General features: G+C 53.2%; 21 protein-coding genes and 6 tRNA genes. 11 read left to right on the top strand and 16 right to left on the bottom strand.

What is annotated here, in order from left to right; translation table 11 throughout:
• The first annotated feature begins 1 nt into the window (after window position 1).
• Window positions 2-217, top strand: coding sequence for a DUF3820 family protein (locus tag O1721_RS19875; protein ID WP_003861328.1), 216 nt, complete (start codon window positions 2-4; stop codon window positions 215-217).
• On the opposite strand, the gene O1721_RS19870 is transcribed toward O1721_RS19875, so the two are convergent.
• Complete coding sequence (locus O1721_RS19870) at window positions 214-1,209, bottom strand: bile acid:sodium symporter family protein (protein WP_015572227.1); 996 nt, start codon at window positions 1,207-1,209, stop codon at window positions 214-216. The two genes, O1721_RS19875 and O1721_RS19870, sit on opposite strands and share 4 nt — an antisense overlap.
• Before the next feature lie 89 nt (window positions 1,210-1,298).
• Here O1721_RS19870 and O1721_RS19865 point away from each other — a divergent pair, with 89 nt between their 5' ends.
• Window positions 1,299-2,240, top strand: a complete 942-nt coding sequence (locus tag O1721_RS19865) for a LysR family transcriptional regulator (protein ID WP_032649001.1) — start codon at window positions 1,299-1,301, stop codon at window positions 2,238-2,240.
• On the opposite strand, the gene O1721_RS19860 is transcribed toward O1721_RS19865, so the two are convergent.
• From O1721_RS19860 to O1721_RS19840, 5 genes are all read right to left on the bottom strand, one after another.
• Window positions 2,231-2,572, bottom strand: coding sequence for a FlxA-like family protein (locus O1721_RS19860; RefSeq protein WP_017383471.1), 342 nt, complete (start codon window positions 2,570-2,572; stop codon window positions 2,231-2,233). The two genes, O1721_RS19865 and O1721_RS19860, sit on opposite strands and share 10 nt — an antisense overlap.
• A 137-nt stretch (window positions 2,573-2,709) precedes the next feature.
• Window positions 2,710-2,785: transfer RNA gene (locus tag O1721_RS19855), tRNA-Lys, on the bottom strand.
• A 4-nt stretch (window positions 2,786-2,789) separates the two neighbouring features.
• Window positions 2,790-2,865: transfer RNA gene (locus O1721_RS19850), tRNA-Val, on the bottom strand.
• A 29-nt stretch (window positions 2,866-2,894) separates the two neighbouring features.
• Window positions 2,895-2,970, bottom strand: a tRNA-Val gene (locus O1721_RS19845).
• A gap of 41 nt (window positions 2,971-3,011) precedes the next feature.
• Window positions 3,012-3,087: transfer RNA gene (locus O1721_RS19840), tRNA-Val, on the bottom strand.
• A gap of 258 nt (window positions 3,088-3,345) precedes the next feature.
• On the opposite strand from O1721_RS19840, the gene gltX reads away from it, so the two are divergent.
• Entirely contained in the window at window positions 3,346-4,761 is a 1,416-nt protein-coding gene (gene gltX / locus O1721_RS19835) for a glutamate--tRNA ligase (RefSeq protein WP_032648999.1), read from the top strand.
• A gap of 52 nt (window positions 4,762-4,813) precedes the next feature.
• Here the strand turns inward: gltX and O1721_RS19830 are convergent, their stop codons facing one another.
• Together O1721_RS19830 and O1721_RS19825 are read right to left on the bottom strand one after the other, a co-directional pair.
• On the bottom strand, window positions 4,814-5,200 hold the full coding sequence (locus O1721_RS19830; protein ID WP_032648996.1) for a YfeC-like transcriptional regulator: 387 nt from the start codon (window positions 5,198-5,200) through the stop codon (window positions 4,814-4,816).
• Between the two features lies 1 nt (window position 5,201).
• Window positions 5,202-5,564: a YfeC-like transcriptional regulator gene (locus O1721_RS19825; protein ID WP_015572232.1), complete on the bottom strand. Its 363-nt coding sequence runs from the start codon at window positions 5,562-5,564 to the stop codon at window positions 5,202-5,204.
• A gap of 217 nt (window positions 5,565-5,781) precedes the next feature.
• On the opposite strand from O1721_RS19825, the gene O1721_RS19820 reads away from it, so the two are divergent.
• The 3 genes from O1721_RS19820 (at window position 5,782) to O1721_RS19810 (ending at window position 8,376) form a co-directional block, all read left to right on the top strand.
• Window positions 5,782-5,857: transfer RNA gene (locus tag O1721_RS19820), tRNA-Ala, on the top strand.
• A gap of 41 nt (window positions 5,858-5,898) precedes the next feature.
• Window positions 5,899-5,974, top strand: a tRNA-Ala gene (locus tag O1721_RS19815).
• Between the two features lie 212 nt (window positions 5,975-6,186).
• Window positions 6,187-8,376, top strand: a complete 2,190-nt coding sequence (locus tag O1721_RS19810) for a sensor domain-containing phosphodiesterase (protein WP_032648994.1) — start codon at window positions 6,187-6,189, stop codon at window positions 8,374-8,376.
• Window positions 8,377-8,422: 46 nt separating this feature from the next.
• On the opposite strand, the gene nupC is transcribed toward O1721_RS19810, so the two are convergent.
• Window positions 8,423-9,610 carry a nucleoside permease NupC gene (gene nupC, locus O1721_RS19805; RefSeq protein WP_006811440.1) on the bottom strand — a complete coding sequence of 396 codons (1,188 nt, stop codon included), beginning with the start codon at window positions 9,608-9,610 and terminating at the stop codon, window positions 8,423-8,425.
• Between the two features lie 345 nt (window positions 9,611-9,955).
• Here nupC and O1721_RS19800 point away from each other — a divergent pair, with 345 nt between their 5' ends.
• Entirely contained in the window at window positions 9,956-11,194 is a 1,239-nt protein-coding gene (locus tag O1721_RS19800; protein WP_023295104.1) for an Nramp family divalent metal transporter, read from the top strand.
• A 33-nt stretch (window positions 11,195-11,227) separates the two neighbouring features.
• On the opposite strand, the gene O1721_RS19795 is transcribed toward O1721_RS19800, so the two are convergent.
• Window positions 11,228-11,575 carry a DUF2502 domain-containing protein gene (locus tag O1721_RS19795; protein WP_015572233.1) on the bottom strand — a complete coding sequence of 116 codons (348 nt, stop codon included), beginning with the start codon at window positions 11,573-11,575 and terminating at the stop codon, window positions 11,228-11,230.
• A 126-nt stretch (window positions 11,576-11,701) separates the two neighbouring features.
• A complete protein-coding gene (gene mgrA, locus O1721_RS19790; RefSeq protein WP_017692976.1) occupies window positions 11,702-12,700 on the bottom strand; it encodes an L-glyceraldehyde 3-phosphate reductase in 999 nt (332 codons plus the stop codon).
• A gap of 186 nt (window positions 12,701-12,886) precedes the next feature.
• Here mgrA and ipdC point away from each other — a divergent pair, with 186 nt between their 5' ends.
• Window positions 12,887-14,545, top strand: a complete 1,659-nt coding sequence (ipdC, locus tag O1721_RS19785; protein WP_017692977.1) for an indolepyruvate decarboxylase — start codon at window positions 12,887-12,889, stop codon at window positions 14,543-14,545.
• Here ipdC and O1721_RS19780 read toward each other — a convergent pair whose 3' ends face one another.
• The gene (locus tag O1721_RS19780) at window positions 14,546-15,781 is read right to left on the bottom strand and encodes an ion channel protein (RefSeq protein WP_032648992.1); all 1,236 of its coding nucleotides are present in this window, start codon (window positions 15,779-15,781) and stop codon (window positions 14,546-14,548) included.
• 205 nt (window positions 15,782-15,986) lie between these two features.
• On the opposite strand from O1721_RS19780, the gene glk reads away from it, so the two are divergent.
• Window positions 15,987-16,952 (top strand): glucokinase, encoded by a 966-nt coding sequence (gene glk / locus O1721_RS19775; protein ID WP_003861352.1) that lies wholly within the window; start codon window positions 15,987-15,989, stop codon window positions 16,950-16,952.
• A 35-nt stretch (window positions 16,953-16,987) separates the two neighbouring features.
• On the opposite strand, the gene O1721_RS19770 is transcribed toward glk, so the two are convergent.
• A complete protein-coding gene (locus tag O1721_RS19770) occupies window positions 16,988-17,719 on the bottom strand; it encodes a LytR/AlgR family response regulator transcription factor (protein WP_017383462.1) in 732 nt (243 codons plus the stop codon).
• Between the two features lie 13 nt (window positions 17,720-17,732).
• Window positions 17,733-19,430, bottom strand: a complete 1,698-nt coding sequence (locus O1721_RS19765; RefSeq protein ID WP_003861356.1) for a sensor histidine kinase — start codon at window positions 19,428-19,430, stop codon at window positions 17,733-17,735.
• A gap of 386 nt (window positions 19,431-19,816) precedes the next feature.
• On the opposite strand from O1721_RS19765, the gene alaC reads away from it, so the two are divergent.
• Window positions 19,817-21,052 carry an alanine transaminase gene (gene alaC / locus O1721_RS19760; protein ID WP_017383460.1) on the top strand — a complete coding sequence of 412 codons (1,236 nt, stop codon included), beginning with the start codon at window positions 19,817-19,819 and terminating at the stop codon, window positions 21,050-21,052.
• Between the two features lie 58 nt (window positions 21,053-21,110).
• On the opposite strand, the gene ypdK is transcribed toward alaC, so the two are convergent.
• Window positions 21,111-21,182, bottom strand: coding sequence for a membrane protein YpdK (gene ypdK / locus O1721_RS19755; RefSeq protein ID WP_099458937.1), 72 nt, complete (start codon window positions 21,180-21,182; stop codon window positions 21,111-21,113).
• 358 nt (window positions 21,183-21,540) lie between these two features.
• Window positions 21,541-22,461, bottom strand: a complete 921-nt coding sequence (lpxP, locus tag O1721_RS19750; protein WP_086527955.1) for a kdo(2)-lipid IV(A) palmitoleoyltransferase — start codon at window positions 22,459-22,461, stop codon at window positions 21,541-21,543.
• Between the two features lie 268 nt (window positions 22,462-22,729).
• On the opposite strand from lpxP, the gene O1721_RS19745 reads away from it, so the two are divergent.
• Entirely contained in the window at window positions 22,730-24,109 is a 1,380-nt protein-coding gene (locus O1721_RS19745; RefSeq protein WP_032648986.1) for a diguanylate cyclase, read from the top strand.
• The last annotated feature ends 12 nt before the right edge of the window (window positions 24,110-24,121 follow it).

The following is a 24,121-nucleotide window of genomic DNA, read 5'->3' as shown; positions in this document are numbered from 1 at the left end:
CGTGGAAAAAGAGCAGCTCGTTGAGATCGCCAATACGGAGATGCCGTTCGGTAAATATAAGGGTCGCAGGCTGATTGATTTACCGGAAGAGTATCTGCTGTGGTTTGCCCGTAAGGATGAGTTCCCCGCCGGGCGTCTGGGCGAGCTGATGGCTATCACGTTACTGATCAAAACAGAGGGGTTGACCCAGCTGGTTCAGCCCCTGAAACGTCCTTAAACTTTCGCGGCGCGGGTCTCTTCCTGCGCCAGCTTTTCAGTCTGCGCCTTGTAACGCCGCGCCAGTACCGCGCACACCATCAACTGGATCTGATGGAAAATCATCAGCGGCAACACCATCATCCCAATGACGGACGTCGGGAACAGAATATTGGCCATTGGGATCCCGTTGGCCAGGCTCTTTTTCGATCCGCAAAATACAATGGTGATTTCATCGGCCTTATTGAAGCCGCATTTGCGGGCCACAAAGACGTTAACCGCGATGACAATGGCCAGCAAAACGATGCTTACCACCACAATAAACAGCAGCGATCCAGCGCCCACCCTGTGCCAGATGCCGTTCACCACGGCTTCGCTGAAGGCCGTGTAAACCACCAGCAGAATTGAGCTTTGGTCCGTTTTCCCGATCCATTTTTTATGTTTTGCCACAAATGCCCCAATCCAGGGACGGGATAAGTGTCCGAGCACAAACGGCAGCAGCAGTTGCAGACAAATTTTACCCACCTGCTCCAGATTGCCTTCCGCCCCGTGCATGTTCATCAGCAGACCGACCAGTAGCGGTGAAACAAAGATCCCCAGCAGGCTGGAAGCGGAAGCAGAACAAACCGCCGCCGCGACGTTACCGCCCGCCAGCGAGGTAAAGGCAATAGCGGACTGCACGGTGGCCGGTAAAATGCACAGATAAAGGAAACCGGTATACAGCGCCGGATCGACATTCACCGGCGCCCACCAGGCGAACAGCACGCCCAGAACCGGGAAGAGGATAAAGGTGCTGCACATTACCCACAGGTGCAGTCGCCAGTGGCTACCGCCTGCAATAATGGCTTCCCGGGAGAGTTTGGCGCCATGCATAAAGAACAGCAGGGCAATGGCTGCCGTGGTCAGTCCTTCAATAACCGGAACGAAACTGCCCCGCGCCGGGAAGAACGAGGCCAGCAAGACGACACCAATCAGGGTCAGCGTAAACGGATCAAGGATACGAAAAAGTTTCATAATCACTCCTGAAAACAGATGCCGCTATTGTGCTTTCTTCCCTTTGAGAAATAAAATTGATTTATTGCATCCATTCATGAATTAAACAGATGAATTATTCGTTACGTCAGCTTCGCGTTTTCGTCACCGTCGCGCAGGCCCGCAGCTTTAGCCGGGCAGGGGAGATCATTGGCCTCAGCCAGTCGGCGGTGAGCCATAGCGTTAAGGAGCTTGAAACGCAAACGGGAGTGAAGCTGCTCGACCGTACGACGCGAGAAGTGGTACTCACCGAAGCGGGACAGCAGTTGGCAATGCGTCTGGAGAGGCTGCTGGATGAACTGCACAGTACGCTCAGGGATGTCGGACGGCTCGGACAACAGCTTTCCGGCACCGTGAGAGTGGCGGCGAGCCAGACGATTTCGGCGCATCTTATTCCCCAGTGCATCGCTGAAAGTAATCACCGCTATCCGGATATCGATTTTGTTTTGCATGACAGGCCGCAGCAGTGGGTTCTGGAGAGTATCCGTCAGGGGGATGTGGATTTTGGCATCGTTATTGATCCCGGAGCGGTAAGCGACCTGGAATGTGAAGTGGTGCTCTCGGAGCCCTTTTTATTGCTCTGCCGCGATGATGATCCGCTGGCATCGCTGCCACACGTGGCCTGGCAGGCCTTGCAGGGGGCAAACCTGGTGTTACAGGATTATGCATCAGGCAGCCGTCCGCTGATAGATGCCGCTCTGGCCGCGCAGGGCGTTAAGGCAACCATTGTGCAGGAGATCGGGCATCCTGCCACGCTTTTCCCGATGGTCGAAGCGGGGATTGGCATCAGCGTTCTGCCGGCGCTGGCGCTGCCACTGCCGCAGGGGAGTCGTTTAACGGTGAAGCGTTTCGTACCCTGTGTCGAACGCCAGCTGATGCTGGTACGCCGTAAAAACAGGTCACTTTCCGGCGCGGCGCATGCCTGCTGGGATGTGGTGCGTATGCAGGCCGAACGTTTGATGGAGGCCCGCACACGCGATCCACTTTTTAACGAAACCAATAATCAGATGTAGATATTAATCTGATGCTCCGCGGAGGGCTTATTGATGCCTTCCGCGACTGCCTGACCTTTTTCCTGTTTTGGCATCGCCTCTTCTGCCTGCTGACGCTGCAATTGCGCCAGTTGTGCCTGCAACATAGCCAGCTGAGATTCGAGTAATTCCTGCTGCTTTTGCTTCTCTTCTGCTGTGGCATCACCCATGGCCACTTCTTTGAGCTGCTGAGTGACTTTCGTTATCTGTTTGGTCAGACGGGTGATTTGAGAAGCAATGTCGTTTCCGCCGGAGCTGTTATCTACGCTGCCGATTTCCATCGCCGACAGAGAAACGGGCTTAAGAGTTGTCATATTGAGATCCTTTTCGCCATAAAATAGAGGTATCGGCAAAGAAGGCGTGAGCTTGAGTAAAACAAGCGATCTGGCTGCAATGGGGATGTGCTATATCGCAGATAGCAAAAAAGCGCCTTTAGGGCGCTTTTTTACATTGGTGGGTCGTGCAGGATTCGAACCTGCGACCAATTGATTAAAAGTCAACTGCTCTACCAACTGAGCTAACGACCCGAAATGGTGGGCGATGACGGGCTCGAACCGCCGACCCCCTCCGTGTAAAGGAGATGCTCTACCAACTGAGCTAATCGCCCATTTCGGAACTGCTGCGATAAGGTGAGAATGGTGGGCGATGACGGGCTCGAACCGCCGACCCCCTCCGTGTAAAGGAGATGCTCTACCAACTGAGCTAATCGCCCAATCTCAATGCTTATCTACACTGCGAGTCTACCGAAGTAGATGGTGGGTGATGACGGGCTCGAACCGCCGACCCCCTCCGTGTAAAGGAGATGCTCTACCAACTGAGCTAATCACCCCCGCTGTGTGGAGTCGCATTATAGGGAGAGTTGAAAATGAGTCAACGCATTTTCTAAAGTTTTTATTCGTTCGTCGTAAAATTAGTCAAAACGATCGCAAAACGGACTGTGGCGCATGATTTATAAACAAAAACAGCAATCTCGAACCGGATAAAGTGATCGACATTGAGGAATCGGCCCACAGTGATAGAATATTGCCCATTGTTTTCTTCCCGGAATTTGCCGATTACCGGCATCTTTATAACGTAAGGCCATTTCATGAAAATCAAAACTCGCTTCGCGCCGAGCCCGACAGGCTATCTGCATGTCGGTGGTGCACGTACCGCTCTCTACTCCTGGCTTTTCGCACGTCACAACAACGGTGAGTTTGTGCTGCGTATTGAAGACACCGATCTGGAGCGCTCAACGCCGGAAGCAATTGAAGCCATTATGGATGGGATGAACTGGCTGAATCTGGCGTGGGACGAAGGTCCATACTTCCAGACCAAACGTTTTGACCGCTATAACGCCGTAATTGACGAGATGCTGGTGGCAGGCACGGCCTATAAGTGCTACTGCTCCAGGGAGCGTCTGGATGCGCTGCGTGAGGAGCAAATGGCAAAAGGCGAAAAACCGCGTTATGACGGTCGTTGCCGCCATGACCACAGCGAGCATGCTGCGGATGAGCCTTGCGTAGTGCGTTTTGCTAACCCACAGGATGGCTCTGTTATCTTTGATGACCAGATCCGTGGCCCGATCGAATTCAGCAACCAGGAGCTGGATGACCTTATCATTCGTCGTACTGACGGATCGCCAACCTATAACTTCTGCGTAGTTGTGGACGACTGGGATATGGAAATCACTCACGTGATCCGTGGTGAAGACCATATCAATAACACCCCGCGTCAGATCAACATTCTGAAAGCGCTGAACGCGCCTGTACCGGTGTATGCGCACGTATCAATGATCAACGGTGACGACGGTAAAAAGCTGTCCAAACGTCATGGCGCGGTGAGCGTGATGCAGTACCGTGATGACGGCTATCTGCCGGAAGCGCTGCTGAACTACCTGGTGCGTCTGGGCTGGGCTCATGGTGACCAGGAGATCTTCAGCCGCGAAGAGATGATCGAGCTGTTCTCTCTAAACTCGGTCAGCAAATCAGCCAGCGCGTTCAACACTGACAAACTGCTGTGGCTGAACCATCACTACATCAATACCATGCAGCCAGAATATGTGGCGACTTATCTGCAATGGCACATTGAACAGGCAAACATCGATACCCGTACGGGCCCTGAACTGGCGGATCTGGTGAAGCTGCTTGGCGAGCGTTGCAAAACGCTGAAAGAAATTGCTGAAAGCTGCCGTTACTTCTATGAAGAGTTTGACACGTTTGACGCCGACGCGGCCAAGAAACACCTGCGTCCGGTTGCGCGTCAGCCGCTGGAAGTGGTGCGTGATAAACTCGAAGCCATTACCGAATGGACTGCGGAAAATGTTCACCACGCGATTCAGGCTACCGCTGATGAGCTGGAAATTGGCATGGGTAAAGTCGGTATGCCGCTGCGCGTTGCGGTGACGGGGGCAGGCCAGTCTCCGGCGCTGGACGTTACCGTTCATGCCATCGGCAAATCACGTAGCGTTGCGCGTATCAACAAAGCGCTGGGCTTTATTGCTGAGCGTGAAAGCCAGCAGTAATACTCGTGTAATACAAAAAACGGCAGGGTAACCTGCCGTTTTTTTATGCCTGTTATTCAGCAATACCAAGACGCGTGAGAAAACCCTGCAACCCTTCACGAGCGAGCAACTTGTGCAAACGTTTCTGTTCGACAGTCGTCATGTTTTCCAGCGAGTCGATAATTTGTGGAAGCAGGCTGGATGAGGTTGCCACGCCGTAGTGGGAGGGGCTTTCCGCCACATGGTAAACAGCCCGACGGTTACGAATGGCGGGAAGACTAATGATGTGCTCCTTAACGTGCGCATCAATACATATCACCCTCGCTCTTCCGCCTTTTACACCGTTGATACCCTCCGTTTTCCATCCCTTCTGTCGTATCCAGCGATTAACGGTTTGTCGGGCTACGCCCAGACTGTCCGCCAGCTCTTCCGTGGTCATTTTGCTGCGTAATCTTTTCATATCAGCGTTGGTCGCGAATCCCTAAACGTTGTAACAAGCCGGTAATCCCTTCCCGCAGTAACAGCGATGTCATCTGCTTTTGCTCTTCCGGCGTCATTTCATTCGCCAGCGTCAGGAGCAGGGCATGAAGCGAGCCCTCGTGGTACGCCTTATCTGGCAGTTCCGGCGTCTCTGTTGCCCTGCGCGCGCTGCGAATAAAGTCGCGCACTTTTTCATTGACGTGTACCAGACGCGCTTTGCCACCCTGAACGCCTGGCTTTGGCGATGTAATCCAACCCTCTTTGCGTACCCATTTATTGATGGTCTGTCGGCTATAGCCAGTGAGCAGGGCTAACTCTTCTGGCGTCATTCGTTCCTTGATCATACAATTTCCTGAATATCTGTGGGGTTAATTAGTGGTTCATTTTATAGCACCGTTTTACGTGAAAACGTGACAAGCTTAACTCCTGGCTGCGAGCAGGCTCGCAAAGTGATTCATTTGCATGATTTTTCGGCGATTTAAAGGCGGAGGCTGAATTTGCCGTTGACACTCTGCGGCGGAATTCATATTATGCCGCCCGTCAACATGACAGCTTTACGACGGGGCTATAGCTCAGCTGGGAGAGCGCCTGCATGGCATGCAGGAGGTCAGCGGTTCGATCCCGCTTAGCTCCACCAAACTCTGAACCCAACAGAGTGCGGTATGTAAAGTAACATGTGGGGCTATAGCTCAGCTGGGAGAGCGCTTGCATGGCATGCAAGAGGTCAGCGGTTCGATCCCGCTTAGCTCCACCAAAATTTAAACCCTCGTCGCAAGACGGGGGTTTTTTTATATCTTGTAAAATATTTTAGACTGTTTTTGTTGCAATTAACGTCGTTTTCTACACCTCACCTCAATCCAAATCAATAAACAAGTCTATAAATAGACCTGAACTTGATTCGTGTTATTAATAAACCTATTATCCATGCGGTCAATGAGACGATGGTAAAATAGATTATCCGGATTAATGAATAGAAAAATTTACAATAATGTAAAGATATTTATGATTGCCCTGGCGCTAAGCCTGATTGCGATTCCTTTTTCTCGTTATATCTCTCCACGGGCCATTGTTAGCGAAAATGATGTTTATCTGGCGTGGTTGCCCTTAAGTGCCATGCTCGCCATCGTGTTGTTATTTGGACGGCGGGCAATCATTCCTTTGCTGTTAAGTTTTAGTATTACTAATATTTATAATCTTGATTTAGCACCACTACAATCTGCCGTATTATTATGTTGTCAGACGTTTACCGTCTTCGCCGCCTGTGGCGTCATCCGTCTGGTGCTGGGCAAGCGCTGGCGACACAGCATACCGAATAAGTACATTGGTATACGTATTTTCTGGCTCGGATTTATGGTGCCTGTGGGCATCAAATTATCGATGTATCTGGCGGGATATTTATTTGATTTCCCGGTGACAATCTCCTCCTATTTCGGCGAAGGCTCTGCAATTTATAACGTTATCGATATTCAGAGTCTGATTTGTGCCGCCCTGATTTTCACCATGATGTTCTATTATCCGTTAAGAATGATTATTAATCCTCGCTATGCCCGAACATTCTGGCGGCGAAGCGTGAAGCCCCTCTTTTGTCACAAAAAAGCGTTATTTATCGTTGTGTGGCTGATGCTGTTGATCTCGATGATCGCTATTTTATGCGCGCCTTTTGAGTCGCAGTTTATTGCGGGTTATTTGATGCCAATCGTTTTCATTCTTTTCACCCTGGGGATTGGTCGTCTGAGCTATGCGCTCATCTCTTTATTCTGGGCGGCCTCGGCGCTCATGCTGTTGACCTATAATTATAATTTTCTTAATGGCGTTGAATCGGGCCACTCGCTCTCCTTTATCCTGTCGGTGCTTATCTCTTTCGCCATCTGCCTGCTTTACATGTCGCGGATCTATCAGAAAAGTGAATGGCTGAAACAGGGGTGGCAGGAGAGGGCGCTTACCGATCCGCTCACCGGTCTGCCTAACATTCGTGCGCTGGAAGTGTTTTTACAGCACCATCCCGAGGCTAAAGTCTGCTGCCTGCGCCTGGATAATCTCGAATTCCTGAGCCGTCACTACGGCATCCTCATGCGTGTACATTGTAAAAAGATGATAACCGCGTCGCTGCAACCGTTATTGCAAAAAGACGAGAAGCTCTTCCAGTTGCCGGGCAGTGAGCTGGTAGTGGTCTTGCTGGGGCCGGGCACGGCTGAACGTCTGCAATATATGGTTGATCATCTGAACAGCCGTAAGATTGTCTGGAACAAGACTGAGCTCGACATCGAGTTTGGCGCCTCCTGGGGTGAAGTGCCGGATGGAGAAAGCCTGCATCATACGCTGGGTCAGCTGAGCTGGCTCTCCGAGCAGTCCTGTGCCGGGCATAACGTCCTGGCGTTAACCAACAGTCTGGATGATGTCTCCGGTCAGACGACGGACAGAGTGCTGATGCTGGCCCGCATAAAACGCGCCCTTGATGTCGGAGGGCTTCACCTTTACGCCCAGCCAATCCATAACGCGCGTGGGGAAGGGTACTTTGAAATCCTCTCAAGGCTTGAAAGCGAGGGGGAGATCATCACGCCTGATCGCTTTATTCCGCTAATTGCTCAGTTTAACCTGAGCCACCGATTTGACCTGAACGTGGTGGAAAAATTGCTGATGTGGATGCGCAGCCATCCGTCCGAACGGGCCGGAACGCGGTTCTCCGTTAATCTGATGCCGCTGACGCTGATGCAAAATGAGATAGCGGCTGAGATCATCGCGCTTTTTGAACGCTACGCCATTGCGCCGCAAGATATCGTCATTGAGATCACCGAGGAACAGGCTTTCTCTGACTCGGGAAGCAGCATCAACAATATCCAGCAGCTGCGGGATTACGGCTTCCGCATTGCTATTGATGACTTTGGTACCGGCTATGCCAACTTTGAGCGCCTGAAGCGGCTGGAGGCCGATATCATTAAGATCGATGGCTGCTTCGTGAAAGATATCTGCACCGACAGCATGGATGCGATGATCGTGCAGTCCATTTGCAACATGGCCAAAACGAAATCGCTTTGTGTGGTGGCTGAATATGTGGAATCGGCTGAACAACGCGAGATGTTGCTGCGATTCGGCGTGGACTATTTGCAGGGCTATTTGATTGGTAAACCACTGCCCCTGACGGCGCTGGAGGCATAAAAAAAACCGGGAGCGATGGCTCCCGGTTTTTATTGCACGGTATGAATTACAGAACCAGTGCTGCAATAGAGGCAGACAGGACGCTCACCAGCGTTGAACCGTAAACCAGCTTCAGGCCAAAGCGAGAAACGACGTTACCTTGCTCTTCGTTCAGGCCTTTAATCGCACCAGCGATAATACCGATGGAAGAGAAGTTCGCGAAGGAGACCAGGAAGACGGACAGGATCCCTTCCGCACGAGGGGAGAGTGTGCTGGCAATCTTCTGGAGATCCATCATCGCCACGAACTCATTGGAAACCAGTTTCGTTGCCATGATACTGCCCACCTGCAACGCTTCGTGAGCGGGCACGCCCATCACCCAGGCAATCGGGTAGAAGATGTAGCCCAGAATACCCTGGAAGGAGATACCGAGTACGGCCGCAAACAGGGCGTTCAGCGCAGCGATCAGCGCGATAAAGCCAATCAGCATCGCGGCGACGATAATTGCAACCTTGAAACCCGCCAGAATGTATTCACCCAGCATTTCGAAGAAGCTCTGTCCCTCGTGCAGGTTTGACATCTGAATGTTCTCTTCGCTGGCATCCACACGGTACGGGTTAATCAGCGAAAGCACGATAAAGGTGCTGAACATGTTCAGAACCAGCGCCGCAACTACGTATTTTGGTTCCAGCATGGTCATATACGCGCCCACGATAGACATGGAAACGGTAGACATTGCGGTTGCCGCCATGGTGTACATGCGGTTACGGGACATCTTGCCGAGGATATCTTTATACGCAATGAAGTTCTCAGACTGACCGAGAATCAGCGAGCTGACTGCGTTAAAGGATTCCAGTTTGCCCATGCCGTTAACTTTCGATAACAGGAAGCCGATCGCACGGATAACCACCGGCAGAACGCGGATGTGCTGAAGGATACCGATCAGGGCAGAGATGAAGACGATAGGGCAGAGCACCTTCAGGAAGAAGAAGGCCAGACCCTGATCGTTCATGCTGCCAAAGACGAAGTTTGTCCCTTCGTTGGCAAATCCGAGCAGTTTTTCGAACATTTCGGAGAAGCCTTTCACGAAGCCCAGGCCTACGTTGGAGTTCAGGAAGAACCACGCAAGTAAAACTTCAATGACCAGCAGTTGGACAACATAGCGAATACGAATTTTTTTGCGGTCTGTGCTGACCAGCAATGCAAGTGCAGTAACGACAACGAGTGCCAGGACAAAATGAAGGACGCGGTCCATATTTGCTCCAAATATGAGGCAGGTTTAATTTCCGTGCACATTCTATGTAACAAGCACAAAGAAAACGAGATCAAGCCCACACTATAGTTACATCCTGTGACGAGTCTCAAAAATAGTGATCAACAAGACATTTTTGTTATGTTAGGTAAATGAGTGAAAAGTTAAGTTTGTGTGCTACGCTTCACAAATGTCTGCGCATTTTCACATTCTGTGACCTTGCTCCACCTGCCTGTCTATCGTTCCTGACTATCAGAGAAATCATGTTAACCGTTACAAATGAACTTGATAATCATTCTCATTTTGATAGCATAAAACATAGCAAAGGCTATATTTCCAGAGGCAGAAATGACGAATAGTCGCGTAGAGAGTAGCAGCGGCAGAGCGGCACGCAAGCTGCGGTTCGCATTAATGGGACCGGCATTCATTGCCGCGATTGGCTACATCGATCCGGGTAATTTTGCGACCAACATTCAGGCCGGGGCCAGTTTCGGCTATAAACTGCTGTGGGTTGTGGTCTGGGCCAATCTGATGGCGATGCTGATTCAGATGCTCTCCGCGAAGCTGGGTATTGCTACCGGAAAAAACCTGGCGGAGCAAATCCGCGATCATTATCCACGTCCGGCAGTTTGGTTTTACTGGGTTCAGGCGGAAATTATCGCCATGGCCACCGATCTCGCCGAGTTTATCGGGGCGGCGATCGGCTTTAAGCTTATCCTGGGCGTCTCCCTGCTTCAGGGGGCCGTGCTGACCGGTATCGCCACTTTCCTGATTCTGATGCTCCAGCGGCGGGGACAAAAACCGCTGGAGAAAGTCATCGGCGGCTTGCTGCTGTTCGTCGCTGCCGCCTATATTGTTGAGCTGATTTTCTCCCAGCCGAATCTGGCGCAGCTGACGAAAGGGATGGTGATCCCGTCGTTACCCACTTCTGAAGCCGTTTTTCTGGCTGCCGGGGTGCTGGGGGCGACCATCATGCCGCACGTCATTTATCTGCACTCTTCATTAACCCAGAATCTGCATGGCGGGACGAGTAAAGAGCGCTACTCCGCCTCGAAATGGGATGTGACTATCGCGATGACCATTGCCGGATTTGTGAATCTGGCGATGATGGCGACCGCCGCCGCCGCGTTCCACTTTAACGGGCATACCGGGGTTGCCGATCTCGACCAGGCTTACCTGACGCTGGAGCCGTTGCTGAGTCATGCCGCTGCCACTATTTTTGGTTTAAGCCTGGTTGCTGCGGGTCTTTCATCTACGGTTGTGGGGACACTGGCCGGGCAGGTGGTGATGCAGGGGTTCGTACGTTTCCATATTCCGCTGTGGGTTCGCCGCTCGGTCACGATGCTGCCTTCCTTTGTTGTGATCCTGATGGGGCTGGATCCGACCCGCATTCTGGTGATGAGTCAGGTACTGCTAAGTTTCGGGATTGCGCTGGCGCTGGTGCCGCTGCTGATCTTCACCAGTAATAAATCGCTGATGGGCGAACTGGTGAATTCGACGTGGGTGAAGCGCGCCGGGTGGGCCATTGTGGTCGTGGTGGTGGCGTTAAACTTGTGGTTGCTGATAGGCACAGCCGCAGGCCTGTAAAAGAAAAAGGAGCCGGAAGGCTCCTTTTTGTTGTTAATGGTGATGGCCGTGACCGTGGCCTCTGCCTTTTCCATGACCCCAGCCGCCACGGCGGTCGTCACGATCGTTCCAGCCTTCGCGGTAGCCGCGTTCGTAAGCCTTACGCTTATCCCAGCCACGGTGATAGCCGTTATCGTGTTTCCACCAGCGGTTTTGACGCCATTCATAATGGCGGTGCCAGTAGTCACGGTCGCGCCAGTAGCCACCGTCCCAGTATCTGCCGTAGTCATCACGATCGCCAATTTGTAATTTAATCGATGGCAACAGGGTGATTTCGCCCGCACTGGCGACCAGCGGGGCCGAAGCCAGTAATACCGCTGCAAGAATCAGTGACCTGAACATACTCTTCTCCTTCACGATCGGGGCCGCTGTGCGACCTGTTAACGCAATTTTACGAGTTGGTAAACATTCGTTTCATCGCCTCAACTCCTAAATCATGAACGAGAGCACTTTTTGCTAAAAGTGTTTTTAATCTGAACTGGACAGGATCGTATCTATCGTCTTCAGCTCTTCTGCCGTGAACCGACAATTCTCAAGCACGCCTGCTGCATCTTCAATTTGTCCGGTCTTGCTTGCGCCGATGAGCACGGATGTCACCGCATCGTGGCGCAGGATCCAGGCCAGTGCCATTTGCGATAGCTTTTGCCCCCGGTTTTCCGCCAGCGCATTCAGCTTGCGTACCTTTTCCAGCTTTTTGTCGGTGATCTGCTCCGGGTTAAGGAACTTACTGCCGCTTGCTGCGCGAGAATCCGCCGGGATACCGTTCAGATAGCGATCGGTCAACTGTCCGCCCGCCAGGGGGGAGAAGGGGATACATCCCACCCCTTTATGCTGCAACACGTCCAGCAACCCCTCTTCAGGCGCACGTTCAAACATGGAGTACTTCGGCTGGTGGATCAGACATGGCGTGCCCAGATCCTCCAGTATTTCAATCGCCTGCCTTGCCACTTCTGCCGGGTAGTTGGACAGACCGATGTACAGCGCCTTGCCCTGACGCACCACATGGTCAAGCGCTTTCATGGTTTCACGTAGCGGCGTTTGTGGATCCGGGCGGTGGTGATAGAAAATATCGACATACTCCAGCCCCATACGCCTGAGGCTCTGGTCCAGGCTGGCGATCAGATATTTACGTGAGCCCCAGTCACCGTAAGGCCCGTCCCACATGGTGTAGCCCGCTTTAGTGGAGATGATCAGCTCATCGCGCCAGGGCAGGAAATCCTCCTGCAAAATGCGCCCGAAATTACGTTCGGCCGAACCAGGAGGCGGGCCGTAATTATTGGCAAGGTCAAAATGCGTAATACCCAAATCGAAAGCACGCTGTAAAAGTTGACGGCTGTTTTCGAGTAACGTCGCGTCGCCAAAATTATGCCAAAGCCCCAGCGAGATGGCGGGAAGCTTAAGGCCGCTTTGCCCACAGCGGCGATATTGCATTGTCTGATAACGATTTTTGTCAGGCTGATAACCCATTGGCGAGACCTCTGGCGCTGGAAAGAAACATCAGTGTATACGTTTACACTAACCTGAAGAAAATGAGCATAGCTCAGCTTTTTTCGTAAAGCATTCTTTCCAGACCCTGATTGTCGCCAATTCTGGACACGCTTCACGCTTATTTAATACTCAGAGTGAGGTCAACGTCAGAAGGACACTTATAATATGCGTACCCCCTATTGCGTCGCCGATTACCTGCTGGACCGACTAACAGATTGTGGTGCCGATCATCTGTTTGGCGTGCCGGGCGACTATAACCTGCAATTTCTCGATCACGTGATAGACAGCCCGGACATCTGCTGGGTGGGCTGTGCCAATGAACTGAACGCGTCTTACGCCGCAGACGGCTATGCCCGCTGTAAGGGCTTTGCCGCGCTCCTGACGACATTCGGCGTTGGGGAGTTAAGCGCCATGAACGGTGTGGCGGGCAGCTTTGCTGAACATGTTCCCGTCCTCCATATTGTGGGGGCCCCGGGTATGGCGGCGCAGCAGCGAGGAGAGTTATTGCACCATACGTTGGGTGACGGCGAGTTCCGCCATTTCTATCATATGAGCGAACCCATCACCGTTGCACAGGCGGTGCTTACCGAACAAAACGCCTGCTATGAAATTGACAGAGTCCTGACCACTATGCTGCGGGAGCGCCGTCCGGGCTACCTGATGCTGCCCGCTGATGTGGCGAAAAAAGCCGCTACGCCCCCTGTAAGCGCTCTCACTGTTAATCCCGCACCGGCTGATTCAGCCTGCTTGCAGGCGTTCCGTGAGGCTGCCGAAAAGCGCTTGTCCACGAGCAAACGCACCGCGCTGTTAGCGGACTTCCTGGTACTCCGCCATGGTCTGCGCACGGCCCTTCAGACGTGGGTGAAAGAGGTGCCGATGGCACACGCCACCATGCTGATGGGCAAGGGCATTTTTGACGAACGACAGAGCGGTTTTTACGGCACCTACAGCGGATCGGCGAGCGCCGCGCCGGTCAAAGAGGCCATCGAGGGGGCTGATACGGTGCTGTGTATTGGCACGCGCTTTACCGATACGCTCACTGCCGGGTTTACCCACCAGCTGACGCCAGACCAGACGATAGAGGTTCAGCCACACGCGTCCCGCGTCGGCGACGTCTGGTTTACGGGTATCCCGATGAGGGAGGCCATTGAAACGCTGACAGCGCTGTGTAAAACCTATGTTCGTGATACGCGAGCGCCATTGGATCACAGCGGCTTTTCGTTCCCGACTATCGAAGGGGCGCTGACTCAGGAGAGCTTCTGGCGTACCCTGCAAACGTTTATCCGCCCCGGAGACATTATTCTGGCTGACCAGGGAACGTCTGCTTTCGGCGCTATCGATCTGCGTTTACCGGCGGACGTGAACTTTATCGTCCAGCCGCTGTGGGGATCGATTGGCTACACGCTGGCGGCGGCGTTTGGCGCGCAAACGGCGTGTCCGAACCGACGCGTGATTGTCCTGACGGGTGACGGCGCCGCGCAGTTGACCATTCAGGAGCTGGGATCGATGCTGCGCGACAAGCAGCGCCCGATTATTCTGGTGCTTAACAACGAAGGATACACGGTGGAAAGGGCCATCCACGGGCCGGAGCAGCGCTATAACGATATTGCCCTCTGGAACTGGACGCAGATCCCGCAGGCGCTGAGCCTGGCGCCTCAGGCAGAGTGCTGGCGCGTCAGCGAAGCGGAAGCGCTGGCGGAGGTGCTGGATAAAGTGGCACACCATGAGCGGCTTTCGCTGATCGAGGTGATGCTGCCGAAAGCCGATATTCCGCCGCTGCTGAGCGCGCTGACCAAAGCGCTGGAGGCGCGCAATAACGCCTGATTACCTGTCGTTTCGCCATCCCATCAGCATCGGTTTGCCCGCCAGCAGGAGCCAGGCGGGCAACATCACGATACAGAGCAGCGGCAGAAGCGTGGTATCCGGTACGACAACGGCCGCCATAAACAGGCTCAGCCACGCATCGCGCGTGACCACCAGTACCAGCCCCAGAATGGAACAGGAGACGGTAATCGCCGCAGGGACAGCGTCAACGTGCTCATGCAGCATCAGCCCCAGCGCGACGCCAACAAATACCGCCGGGAAGATTCGACCTCCCCTGAAACCACAGGCCGCAGCGACCACCAGCGCCGCCAGTTTTACCAGCGCGAACAGCAGATAATCGGAGACGCTAAAGACCTGGCTGAAGGCCAGCTGCTGCATTTCGTCCAGACCCTTAAACAGCGTAACCGTCCCGCCGATGGCGCCTAAAACGCCCAGAATAAAACCCCCCATGCCCAGAATCAGCACCGGATGCTTCAGCCTGTGCATCAGGCGATGCAGGCGAGGGAGACACCACACCGCGACCATCCCCAGCGCAATGGCGATCGCGACGACGACGGCACCGCTGAAAATATCGGTGAGTTGCATCTGGCCGTAGTGGGGGATGGTGAGTGAAAAATGGGGATGGAAAAACAGGCTGGTGGTGAGGGCTCCCGCAGCGGCGGCCATTAGCGGCGCGAAGAGTTTATCCCACAGCGGTACTTCATGATCACTGCTGAGGGTTTGCGAAAAAATGAGCGCAGCCGCGACCGGAGTGCCAAACAGCGCCCCGATGGTGCCTGCTGACGCCAGGATCGTCCAGTCCAGCGCGCCAACGCGCGGAAAAAGACGCGCCCCCAGAAAGACCGCCAGCGCGATATTAACCGCCATAATGGGATGTTCAGGCCCGAGGCTTACGCCGCCCGCAAGACCGATAATCAGCGCGATAATAAGCCCCGGCAGAGCAGAGGGAGAGACAGGGGCGCCAATCAAGGGTTCCAGTGCCGGGTCCGGCCCGGCATGACCCGGGCTATAGCGGATCACCAGCCCTACGGCAATCCCGGTCAGGGTCAGCATCATCATGATCCAGCCCGGCGAGTCAATGCTGATGCCGAATTTTACCGGAAGCGCGGTCCATAAAATCGTTTGCAGCACCGCCGCCACTTTCATGACGACGATGAGCACCAGGCTCGACGCCACGCCAATAATCAGCGCCGGGACAGCCAATAACAGCATGGTTCTGGCTCGCGGATGGAGCATGATGATTTCCTTGTACAAAACGGCTTAACGTTACTTTGCACAATCAGCATTGTGGCAATAGTGCAAAAGGTGCTGAAACGGTAAAGTTATAATGTGACGAAGATCGATAATCCATGGGCAGTCACCTTCTGGTCGTTGTTGTTATCACGCCTTGAATTTACAGTGTCCCAAAGATTTATTCTGACTTTAGCGGAGCAGTAGAAGAATGACAAAGTATGCTTTGGTAGGTGATGTAGGCGGCACCAACGCGCGCCTTGCCCTGTGCGATGTGAACAGCGGTGAAATTTCTCAGGCGAAAACCTATTCAGGGCTGGATTACCCAAGCCTGGAAGCTGTGGTTCGCGTCTATCTGGAAGAGCATAAAGTGAGCGTTGAAGACGGTTGTATCGCCATCGCCTGTCCGATCACCGGTGACTGGGTGGCGATGACCAACCACACGTGGGCCTTCTCAATTGCCGAAATGCGGAAAAACCTCGGCTTCTCGCACCTTGAAATTATCAACGACTTCACTGCGGTTTCCATGGCTATCCCAATGCTTAAACCAGAGCATCTGATTCAGTTCGGCGGTACGGCCCCGGTTGAAGGCAAACCGATTGCCGTTTACGGCGCAGGCACCGGCCTGGGGGTGGCGCACCTGGTCCACGTCGACAAACGCTGGGTCAGCCTGCCGGGCGAGGGCGGTCACGTGGATTTTGCGCCGAACAGCGAAGAAGAGGGCATTATTCTGGAGGAGTTACGCGCCGAGATTGGGCACGTGTCGGCCGAGCGGGTGCTTTCTGGTCCGGGCCTGGTGAACCTGTATCGGGCGATTGTAAAATCAGACGGTCGTCTGCCGGAAAATCTGCAACCTAAAGATGTGACCGAACGCGCGCTGGCCGACAGCTGTATTGACTGTCGCCGTGCTTTGTCGCTGTTCTGCGTCATCATGGGGCGTTTTGGCGGCAACCTGGCGCTGAACCTTGGCACCTTTGGCGGGGTCTATATTGCGGGCGGGATCGTGCCGCGCTTCCTCGATTTCTTTACCGCCTCCGGCTTCCGTGGCGGCTTCGAAGACAAAGGCCGCTTCAGGAGCTATGTCCAGGACATTCCTGTTTACCTGATTGTCCACGACAACCCAGGCTTACTGGGCTCCGGGGCGCATCTGCGTCAGGTACTGGGTCAGATCCTCTGATGCTCATTCCCCTCTCCTACGGGAGAGGGAACGCGCTACAGGTGCATGAGCTGGCGGAACTCTTTCACTCTGCTGCGGCTTACCGGCACCTGGAAATCCAGATCCTTCAGCCGCAAAATATAGGTGTTATTAAACCAGGGTTCGATTTCGCGGATCTTGTTCAGGTTGACGCAGAACGAGCGGTGGCAGCGGAAGAAGTGAGCGGCCGGGAGTTTATTGCAGAATTCGGTGATGTTCATCGCCATGACGTAGGATTCACGCCGCGTATAGACAAACGTCATTTTTTCATGCGCTTCGGCATAGTAAATATCGTCGACAGGCGTGACGATGATCCGTTCGTCCTTCACCAGATTAATCGTGTCGTTTTCCCGCGCTACCGGGCTGGCACTGGCGGGTAATGCCTGCTGCTGCCACGCGGCTTCCAGCTTATGCAGCATGCTGATAATACGCGACTCCTGGTACGGCTTGAGAATATAGTCAAACGCCTCAAGCTCGAAGGCCTCCACGGCATGCTCTTTCCACGCGGTGACAAACACAATAAACGGCTTGTGGGCGAACTGATTGATATTTTGCGCCAGCAGGACGCCGTCCAGCGACGGAATATTAATATCGAGGAATATCGCGTCGACCCGGTTATGCTGTAAAAATTTCAGCACGTCCAGACCATCCTCAAAACAGCCAACAATCTCCATCTGGCTGTGGGTTTTGATAAGCCAGCTCAACTCCTGTTGAGCCAGAATTTCATCTTCTACGATGATGACTTTCATCTGTTACTCCGGCCTACGGCAACAAGGATATGGGGGCATTCACGGGCGTTCGCTCATTCGGAACATAAAAGGCAATTTCGGTGCCCGGCTCAAGACGGTGAATATGCAGCCCGTCACCGTACAGCAGTTTGACCCGGTGATGCACATTCAGCAGTCCGATCTTGTTGCCCGGCATTTCGTTTGATTTGACGCGCTCGATGACTTTAGGATCGATGCCGTGCCCGGTATCGCGCACGGCGATACGCACGCGGTTACCGCTTTCCGTCACGCTAATCGTTACCACGCCTTTGCCTTTACACGGCTGAATACCGTGAACAATGGCGTTTTCCACCAGCGGCTGGATCAGCAGGCTTGGGATCACGCAGTTGACCTCTTCATCAATATCGTAAATGACCGTCAGCTTATCGCCAAAGCGAGCCTGCTCGATGGCGATGTAATCCTTGATTTGATACAGCTCTTTTTTGATGTCGATCTGCTCGTCGTCTTTTAGCTCAATGTTGTAGCGCAGATAGCGCGACAGATTAAATATCAGCTGCCGCGCGGTATCCGGATTCAGACGGATGGAAGAGGAGATAGCGTTCAGCGCGTTAAACAGGAAATGGGGATTGATCTTGCTTTGCAGGGCGCGCAGCTCTGCCTTATTTGCCATCTCGCGCAGCTGCTCCGCACGCGAAACCTCAAGTTGGGTGGAGATGATCTGCGACAGGCCAATCGCCATCTCCTGGAGCGAGGAGGTGATTTGGTGCGCATGGCAGTAGTAAATTTTCAGCGTCCCCGTGACCACGCCTTTTTCCCACAGCGGGATCACCAGCATTGAGTGGATCTCTGGCGTCCGGTGGGCTTCATCATTGTTTTTAATGATGATTTTTCCGTAGTTAATCGCCTGTCTGGTGGTCGGGCTGATGGTATCGTCGCTGTCGCGATAATTGTGCTCCCCGACGCCAACGTAAGCCAGCACGTGGTCAATATTGGTGATGGCGACCGCATCGGCGTGAATATCACGGCGGATGATATCGCAAACCTGACGTAAAGATTCGGCGTTAACGTGTCGGAAAAGCGGCAGCGTCTTGTTGGCGATATCCAGCGCCAGCTTGGCCTGACGCGCGGCGCTGGCCTCTTTTTCGCCCTCCACGCTTTGCACCAGTAGCACGATAAAACCGATACAGACGCTCCCGAGGATCATAGGAATACCGATCTTCGAGACGATATCCAGCCCCAGCGCAACGGTTGGCGCCCAGACGATGACCAGGATCATGGTCAGCGTTTCGCAGACCATCCCCGCGATAATCCCTGCACGCCAGTGCTGCTTTTTCGGGATTTTGCGGTTAATCCAGCCCGAGAGCAGCCCGGCAATAATGCTGGTGATAAAGCAGGGGACTGCCGTCACACCGCCAATATCAATCAGGTATCGATGGGTGCCGGCGATGATGCCTGTGATAATCCCTACCCAGGGACCAAAGAGGATCCCGCCCGACATGACGGCGATGATGCGCACGTTCACCAGCGAGCCTTCTACCGGCACCCCGGACCAGGTGCTGAACAGGGCAAACATCGAAAAGATAAACGTGACGGCCAGCAGCTCTTTTGGCGAATGGGCAGATTTATGCAACAGTTCGCGGAACAAGCGGATGCGGATAAGGAAAAAGAGACAGATCAGCATTAATGCCGCGCGGTCGAACACCGCCAGGAGCATATTGAAGATTTCGTGCACGGTCAGGCCTGGGAAAACGGGAAAAATCTATGATAGAAAACATAGGGCCTGATGACCAGCTATCCATCAGATTTATCAAATGGGGAAAAACCATAATTCTCAAAGGGGATTGCTGGCTTTTGACTGAAAGCCGGTGCTTTTCCGTTTGGGGAGAAACGTCAGGTAACGATACTGAAAATATTGTGTTAAATCGTAGCGCTTAAAACTGCCTGTTCGCGATAAGAGTTCCGCTTTTCACTGCAATCACATTCCCGTTTTAGCGCAAAATATTGTTTTGCCGTTATCCTCTCGACAGCGTCTTTTTCTTCAGGTTATTTTCTAAGCACGCCACACGGGTGGCAGCGTCGCTCGGACGGTCCGGGCGCTAACGTGACTCTGAGGAATCTATGGCTGAATTCAGTCCTGAACGCCGTTTTACGCGTATCGATCGTCTCCCCCCTTATGTTTTCAATATCACTGCTGAACTGAAAATGGCTGCGCGTCGGCGCGGCGAAGACATTATCGATTTCAGTATGGGTAACCCTGACGGCCCAACGCCGCCGCATATCGTTGAGAAACTCTGCACGGTTGCGCAGCGTCCTGATACCCATGGGTATTCCACCTCACGCGGCATTCCACGCTTACGTCGGGCGATCTCCCGCTGGTATCAGGATCGTTATCAGGTCGATATCGATCCTGAAAGTGAAGCGATTGTGACCATTGGCTCCAAAGAGGGGCTGGCCCACCTGATGCTGGCGACGCTGGATCACGGCGATACCGTACTGGTGCCGAATCCGAGCTACCCGATTCACATCTATGGGGCGGTGATTGCCGGCGCGCAGGTGCGTTCTGTCCCGCTGGTGGAAGGCGTCGACTTCTTTAACGAGCTGGAACGGGCGATTCGTGAAAGCTATCCGAAGCCGAAAATGATGATCCTCGGTTTCCCGTCAAACCCAACAGCACAATGCGTTGAACTCGAATTCTTCGAGAAAGTGGTCGCGCTGGCTAAGCGTTACGACGTGCTGGTGGTACACGATCTCGCCTACGCCGATATCGTTTATGATGGCTGGAAAGCGCCGTCAATTATGCAGGTACCCGGTGCCCGCGATGTGGCGGTTGAGTTTTTCACCCTGTCGAAAAGCTACAACATGGCGGGCTGGCGAATTGGTTTTATGGTGGGAAACAAAACGCTGGTGAGCGCCCTGGCGCGTATTAAAAGCTACCATGACTATGGCACCTTTACGCCGTTACAGGTCGCGGCCATCGCGGCGCTGGAAGGGGATCAGCAATGCGTGCTCGATATTGCCGCTCAGTATAAACGCCGCCGAGATGTGCTGGTAAAAGGGCTTCATGAAGCAGGCTGGATGGTGGAAATGCCTAAAGCCTCTATGTACGTCTGGGCGAAAATTCCTGAGCCGTATGCGGCGATGGGTTCTCTGGAATTTGCCAAAAAACTGCTTCAGGACGCGAAGGTTTGCGTCTCTCCAGGCATTGGCTTTGGTGACTACGGTGACACGCACGTGCGTTTCGCGCTGATTGAAAACAGCGACCGTATCCGTCAGGCAGTGCGGGGCATTAAAAGCATGTTCCGCGCGGATGGCCTGCTTGCAGCGAAGAGCGTTGCGGAACAACCCGAGTCGTAACGGACAACAAAAAAAACAGGCGCCAACGGCGCCTGTTTTTTTGACTGCATTTTCTTAACTAGATCATCAGAGCAAACGTTCCGGCCCAAACTAAAACAATAACCGAAATGCCCATAAAGAAATATTTCACGTTTCATCGCTCCGCGTATCTTCCGGTACGCATTAAAAAAACAGAGTCCAACTGAGTATAGAGAGTTGAAATCATGCGAAAGGGGAAATCGGAATTATCCCGTGACGTCGCTAACTTCAGCTCTGAATTCTGTGCTTTCCTGTCGCCAGACGGCGCTAATGTACGCCTAAATTTCAGGAGTGACAAGAGGCATTTTTTTAAATAATTTCCGATACTTACGAGTGTCGTGGAACGGCGACAGTTTGATTTCGGTACGCAATAAATGCCTGTTGAGCGACGGTCGAAAAAGCCGTTACGCACTGCGATTACAGGTGTTTGAAAAGGCTAGTTTCTTAGCGAAACTAACCTTCGACAGGGGTCAGATATAGAGCGAGGCTTCGCCCAGGGGGCGGGTTTTAAAGCGGCGGTGCATCCACAGATACTGCTCAGGCGCACGCATAATCTCAAACTCAATCACCTTATTGATAAAGGTCGCGGCTTCACTCTCATCTTCTGGATAGTTCGCCATCTCTGGGGAGATATGCAGACGATAGCCTGACTTATCCGCTTTTCTGACCATGGTCACCGTCAACATCGCGGCGCCTGAGAGACGTGAAATCACAAAGGTACCGTTCGTCGTAGCGACATCTTTAACCGCAAAGAAAGGGGCAAAGCTGCTGCCTTTAGGACCGTAGTCCTGGTCCGGGGCAAACCAGACGGCTTCCCCTTTTTTCAGGGCGCCAACCATACCGCGCAGATTGTTACGGCTGATCATCGCCTTATTTGAACGCATGCGGCCCCGCGTTTGTACCCATTCCATCAGCGCGCTGTTATGCGGGCGATAGGTTGCCATCATCGGCTGACAAAGACCCATAACGCGGCCGCCCAGCTCAAGCGACATAAAATGCACACCCACAACCATCACGCCGCGGTTTTGCATCTGGGCACGTTTCAGGTTATCCAGGCCTTCCACGTCAAACCATTTACGGACACGCTCGTCTGGCCAGAACCAGGCCATACCGGTTTCAAGCAGCGCCATACCGATAGATTTAAAGTTTTCCGCAATCAGCGTTTCGCGCTGCTGGGCATTGTAATGCGGAAAGCAAAGTTCGAGATTTTTTCGGGCAATGGACTCACGACGCTTAAGGAAGTGACGCGATGCGCTACCGAGCTTAGAACCCAGGAAACGGATCACGGGATAAGGAAGTTGAACCAGCAGCCAAAGCACGCCAAGGCCGAACCATGTAAACCAGTAGCGCGGGTGCAGAAACGCCCGCTGAAATTTGGATTGAGACAAAATAGTGGAACCTATGTGAAGCCTGTGAAGGTAGCGCAGACTTCGCGATACCACGTGCCATTGAGACCGTAGGACGAGGTCATGGTTGCAGGCTTTACCGTTCTTTACGACGTTGCCTGGCCATTGCTGACTTGGGTGGGCGGCATAATGTAGCACCGTTATACATTATGAGCTATCACTCGTTTTTGTTTAAAAAAGCGGCAATTGCGGAGTGGTTTGATTTTGCTATTGTTAAATCTGCGTTCCCGCATGTCTCCTGAAGGTGCAGACCATGGAAACCTACCTGCAAACGGTGAAAGAAGAGTGGGTGAAGCTGATTAATGAAACCGATCCCGATGTGCATCGGCTTGCGACTGAGCTTGCCAGAGACAACGCAACGCCCCTGGTCGCTGAATTCTATCGTGTTGTGCTGGCAGATCCATCGGCAGCTGAATTCCTGACCACCGAACAGGTGGAGAGGCAGCTTCAGGAGGCGCTTCGTCGCTGGCTTATTGATGTGCTCTCATGCCGTGTGGAGCAGGTTGAAGAGCAGATGCGGGCGCAGCAGCGCGCTGCGGATGTTCATGCCCGTATTGGTATTTCGGTTGATTTAGTTGAAATGGGCTTCCGTGTTCTGAAAAAGCTGCTGTTACCTGTCATTACTACCAGCGCCCATTCGCCTGAGGTGAAGCTGCATATTTATCACTACGCGATAAACAGTATCGATCTGGCCATGGAAGTGATGTCGCGGGCCTATGTATTTAGCGAGAACAATGCGGCGAAAGAGGACGAAAATTATCGCATCTTTTCCTTAATGGAGAACGCAGAAGAGGAGAAGGAGAGACAGACCGCGGCGCTGCTGTCATGGGAAATGGTGCTTCTGTATAAGATCACGCTTAATTCCAGTATCGGCAATAGTCTGCCGCTGGGGCAGTCTGAATTTGGACTGTGGTTTAGCCATAAAGGTCGGCACTATTTCAGCGGCATCGCTGAGGCCGGTCATATCTCTCGTCTGATTCAGGAATTCGATGACCTTTTTAACGAGGTCCGTCTTACAGGGCAGGGTCTGAGTGATAAAGCGCAGCGGGATAAATTCTTGCAGCGAATGCGTAATACCCTCTCGCAAATCATCACGCTTTTGCGCGAACTGTTTGACGAAGTGTCGCGACACGAGGTGGGGGTTGATGTCCTGACCCGCCTGTTGAATCGCCGTTTCCTGCCAACCATCTTCAAACGCGAAATCCTGCACGCCACCCGGGCGGGAACAAAGCTCTCGACGCTGCTGATTGACGTCGACAAATTTAAACAAATCAACGATACCTGGGGGCACAATACCGGGGACGAGATCCTGCGAAAAGTCTCCGGCGCGTTCTACGACAACGTGCGAACCTGTGATTACGTTTTTCGCTACGGCGGCGATGAATTTCTGATTGTACTAACGGAAATCTCAGAGGTGGACGCGCTGCGAATTGCCGAGCGTATCCGCAGGCGGGTGGAAAAAATCAAGGTTAACTCCCCAACCGGCGATATTATCCCGCTCTCCCTCTCGATAGGCGTTGCGATGTTCAACGGGCATCCCGATTACGAGCGATTGATTCAGGCGGCGGATGAAGCCTTATACGGCGCGAAACGGCGTGGCCGAAACTGCGTGGAGCTTTGGAAGGGGGCGTAAGGAAAGACAGAA

Source organism: Enterobacter cloacae complex sp. HYC033_NIDB (genome assembly GCF_056673335.1).
This window is presented reverse-complemented; position numbering and strand designations above follow the sequence as displayed.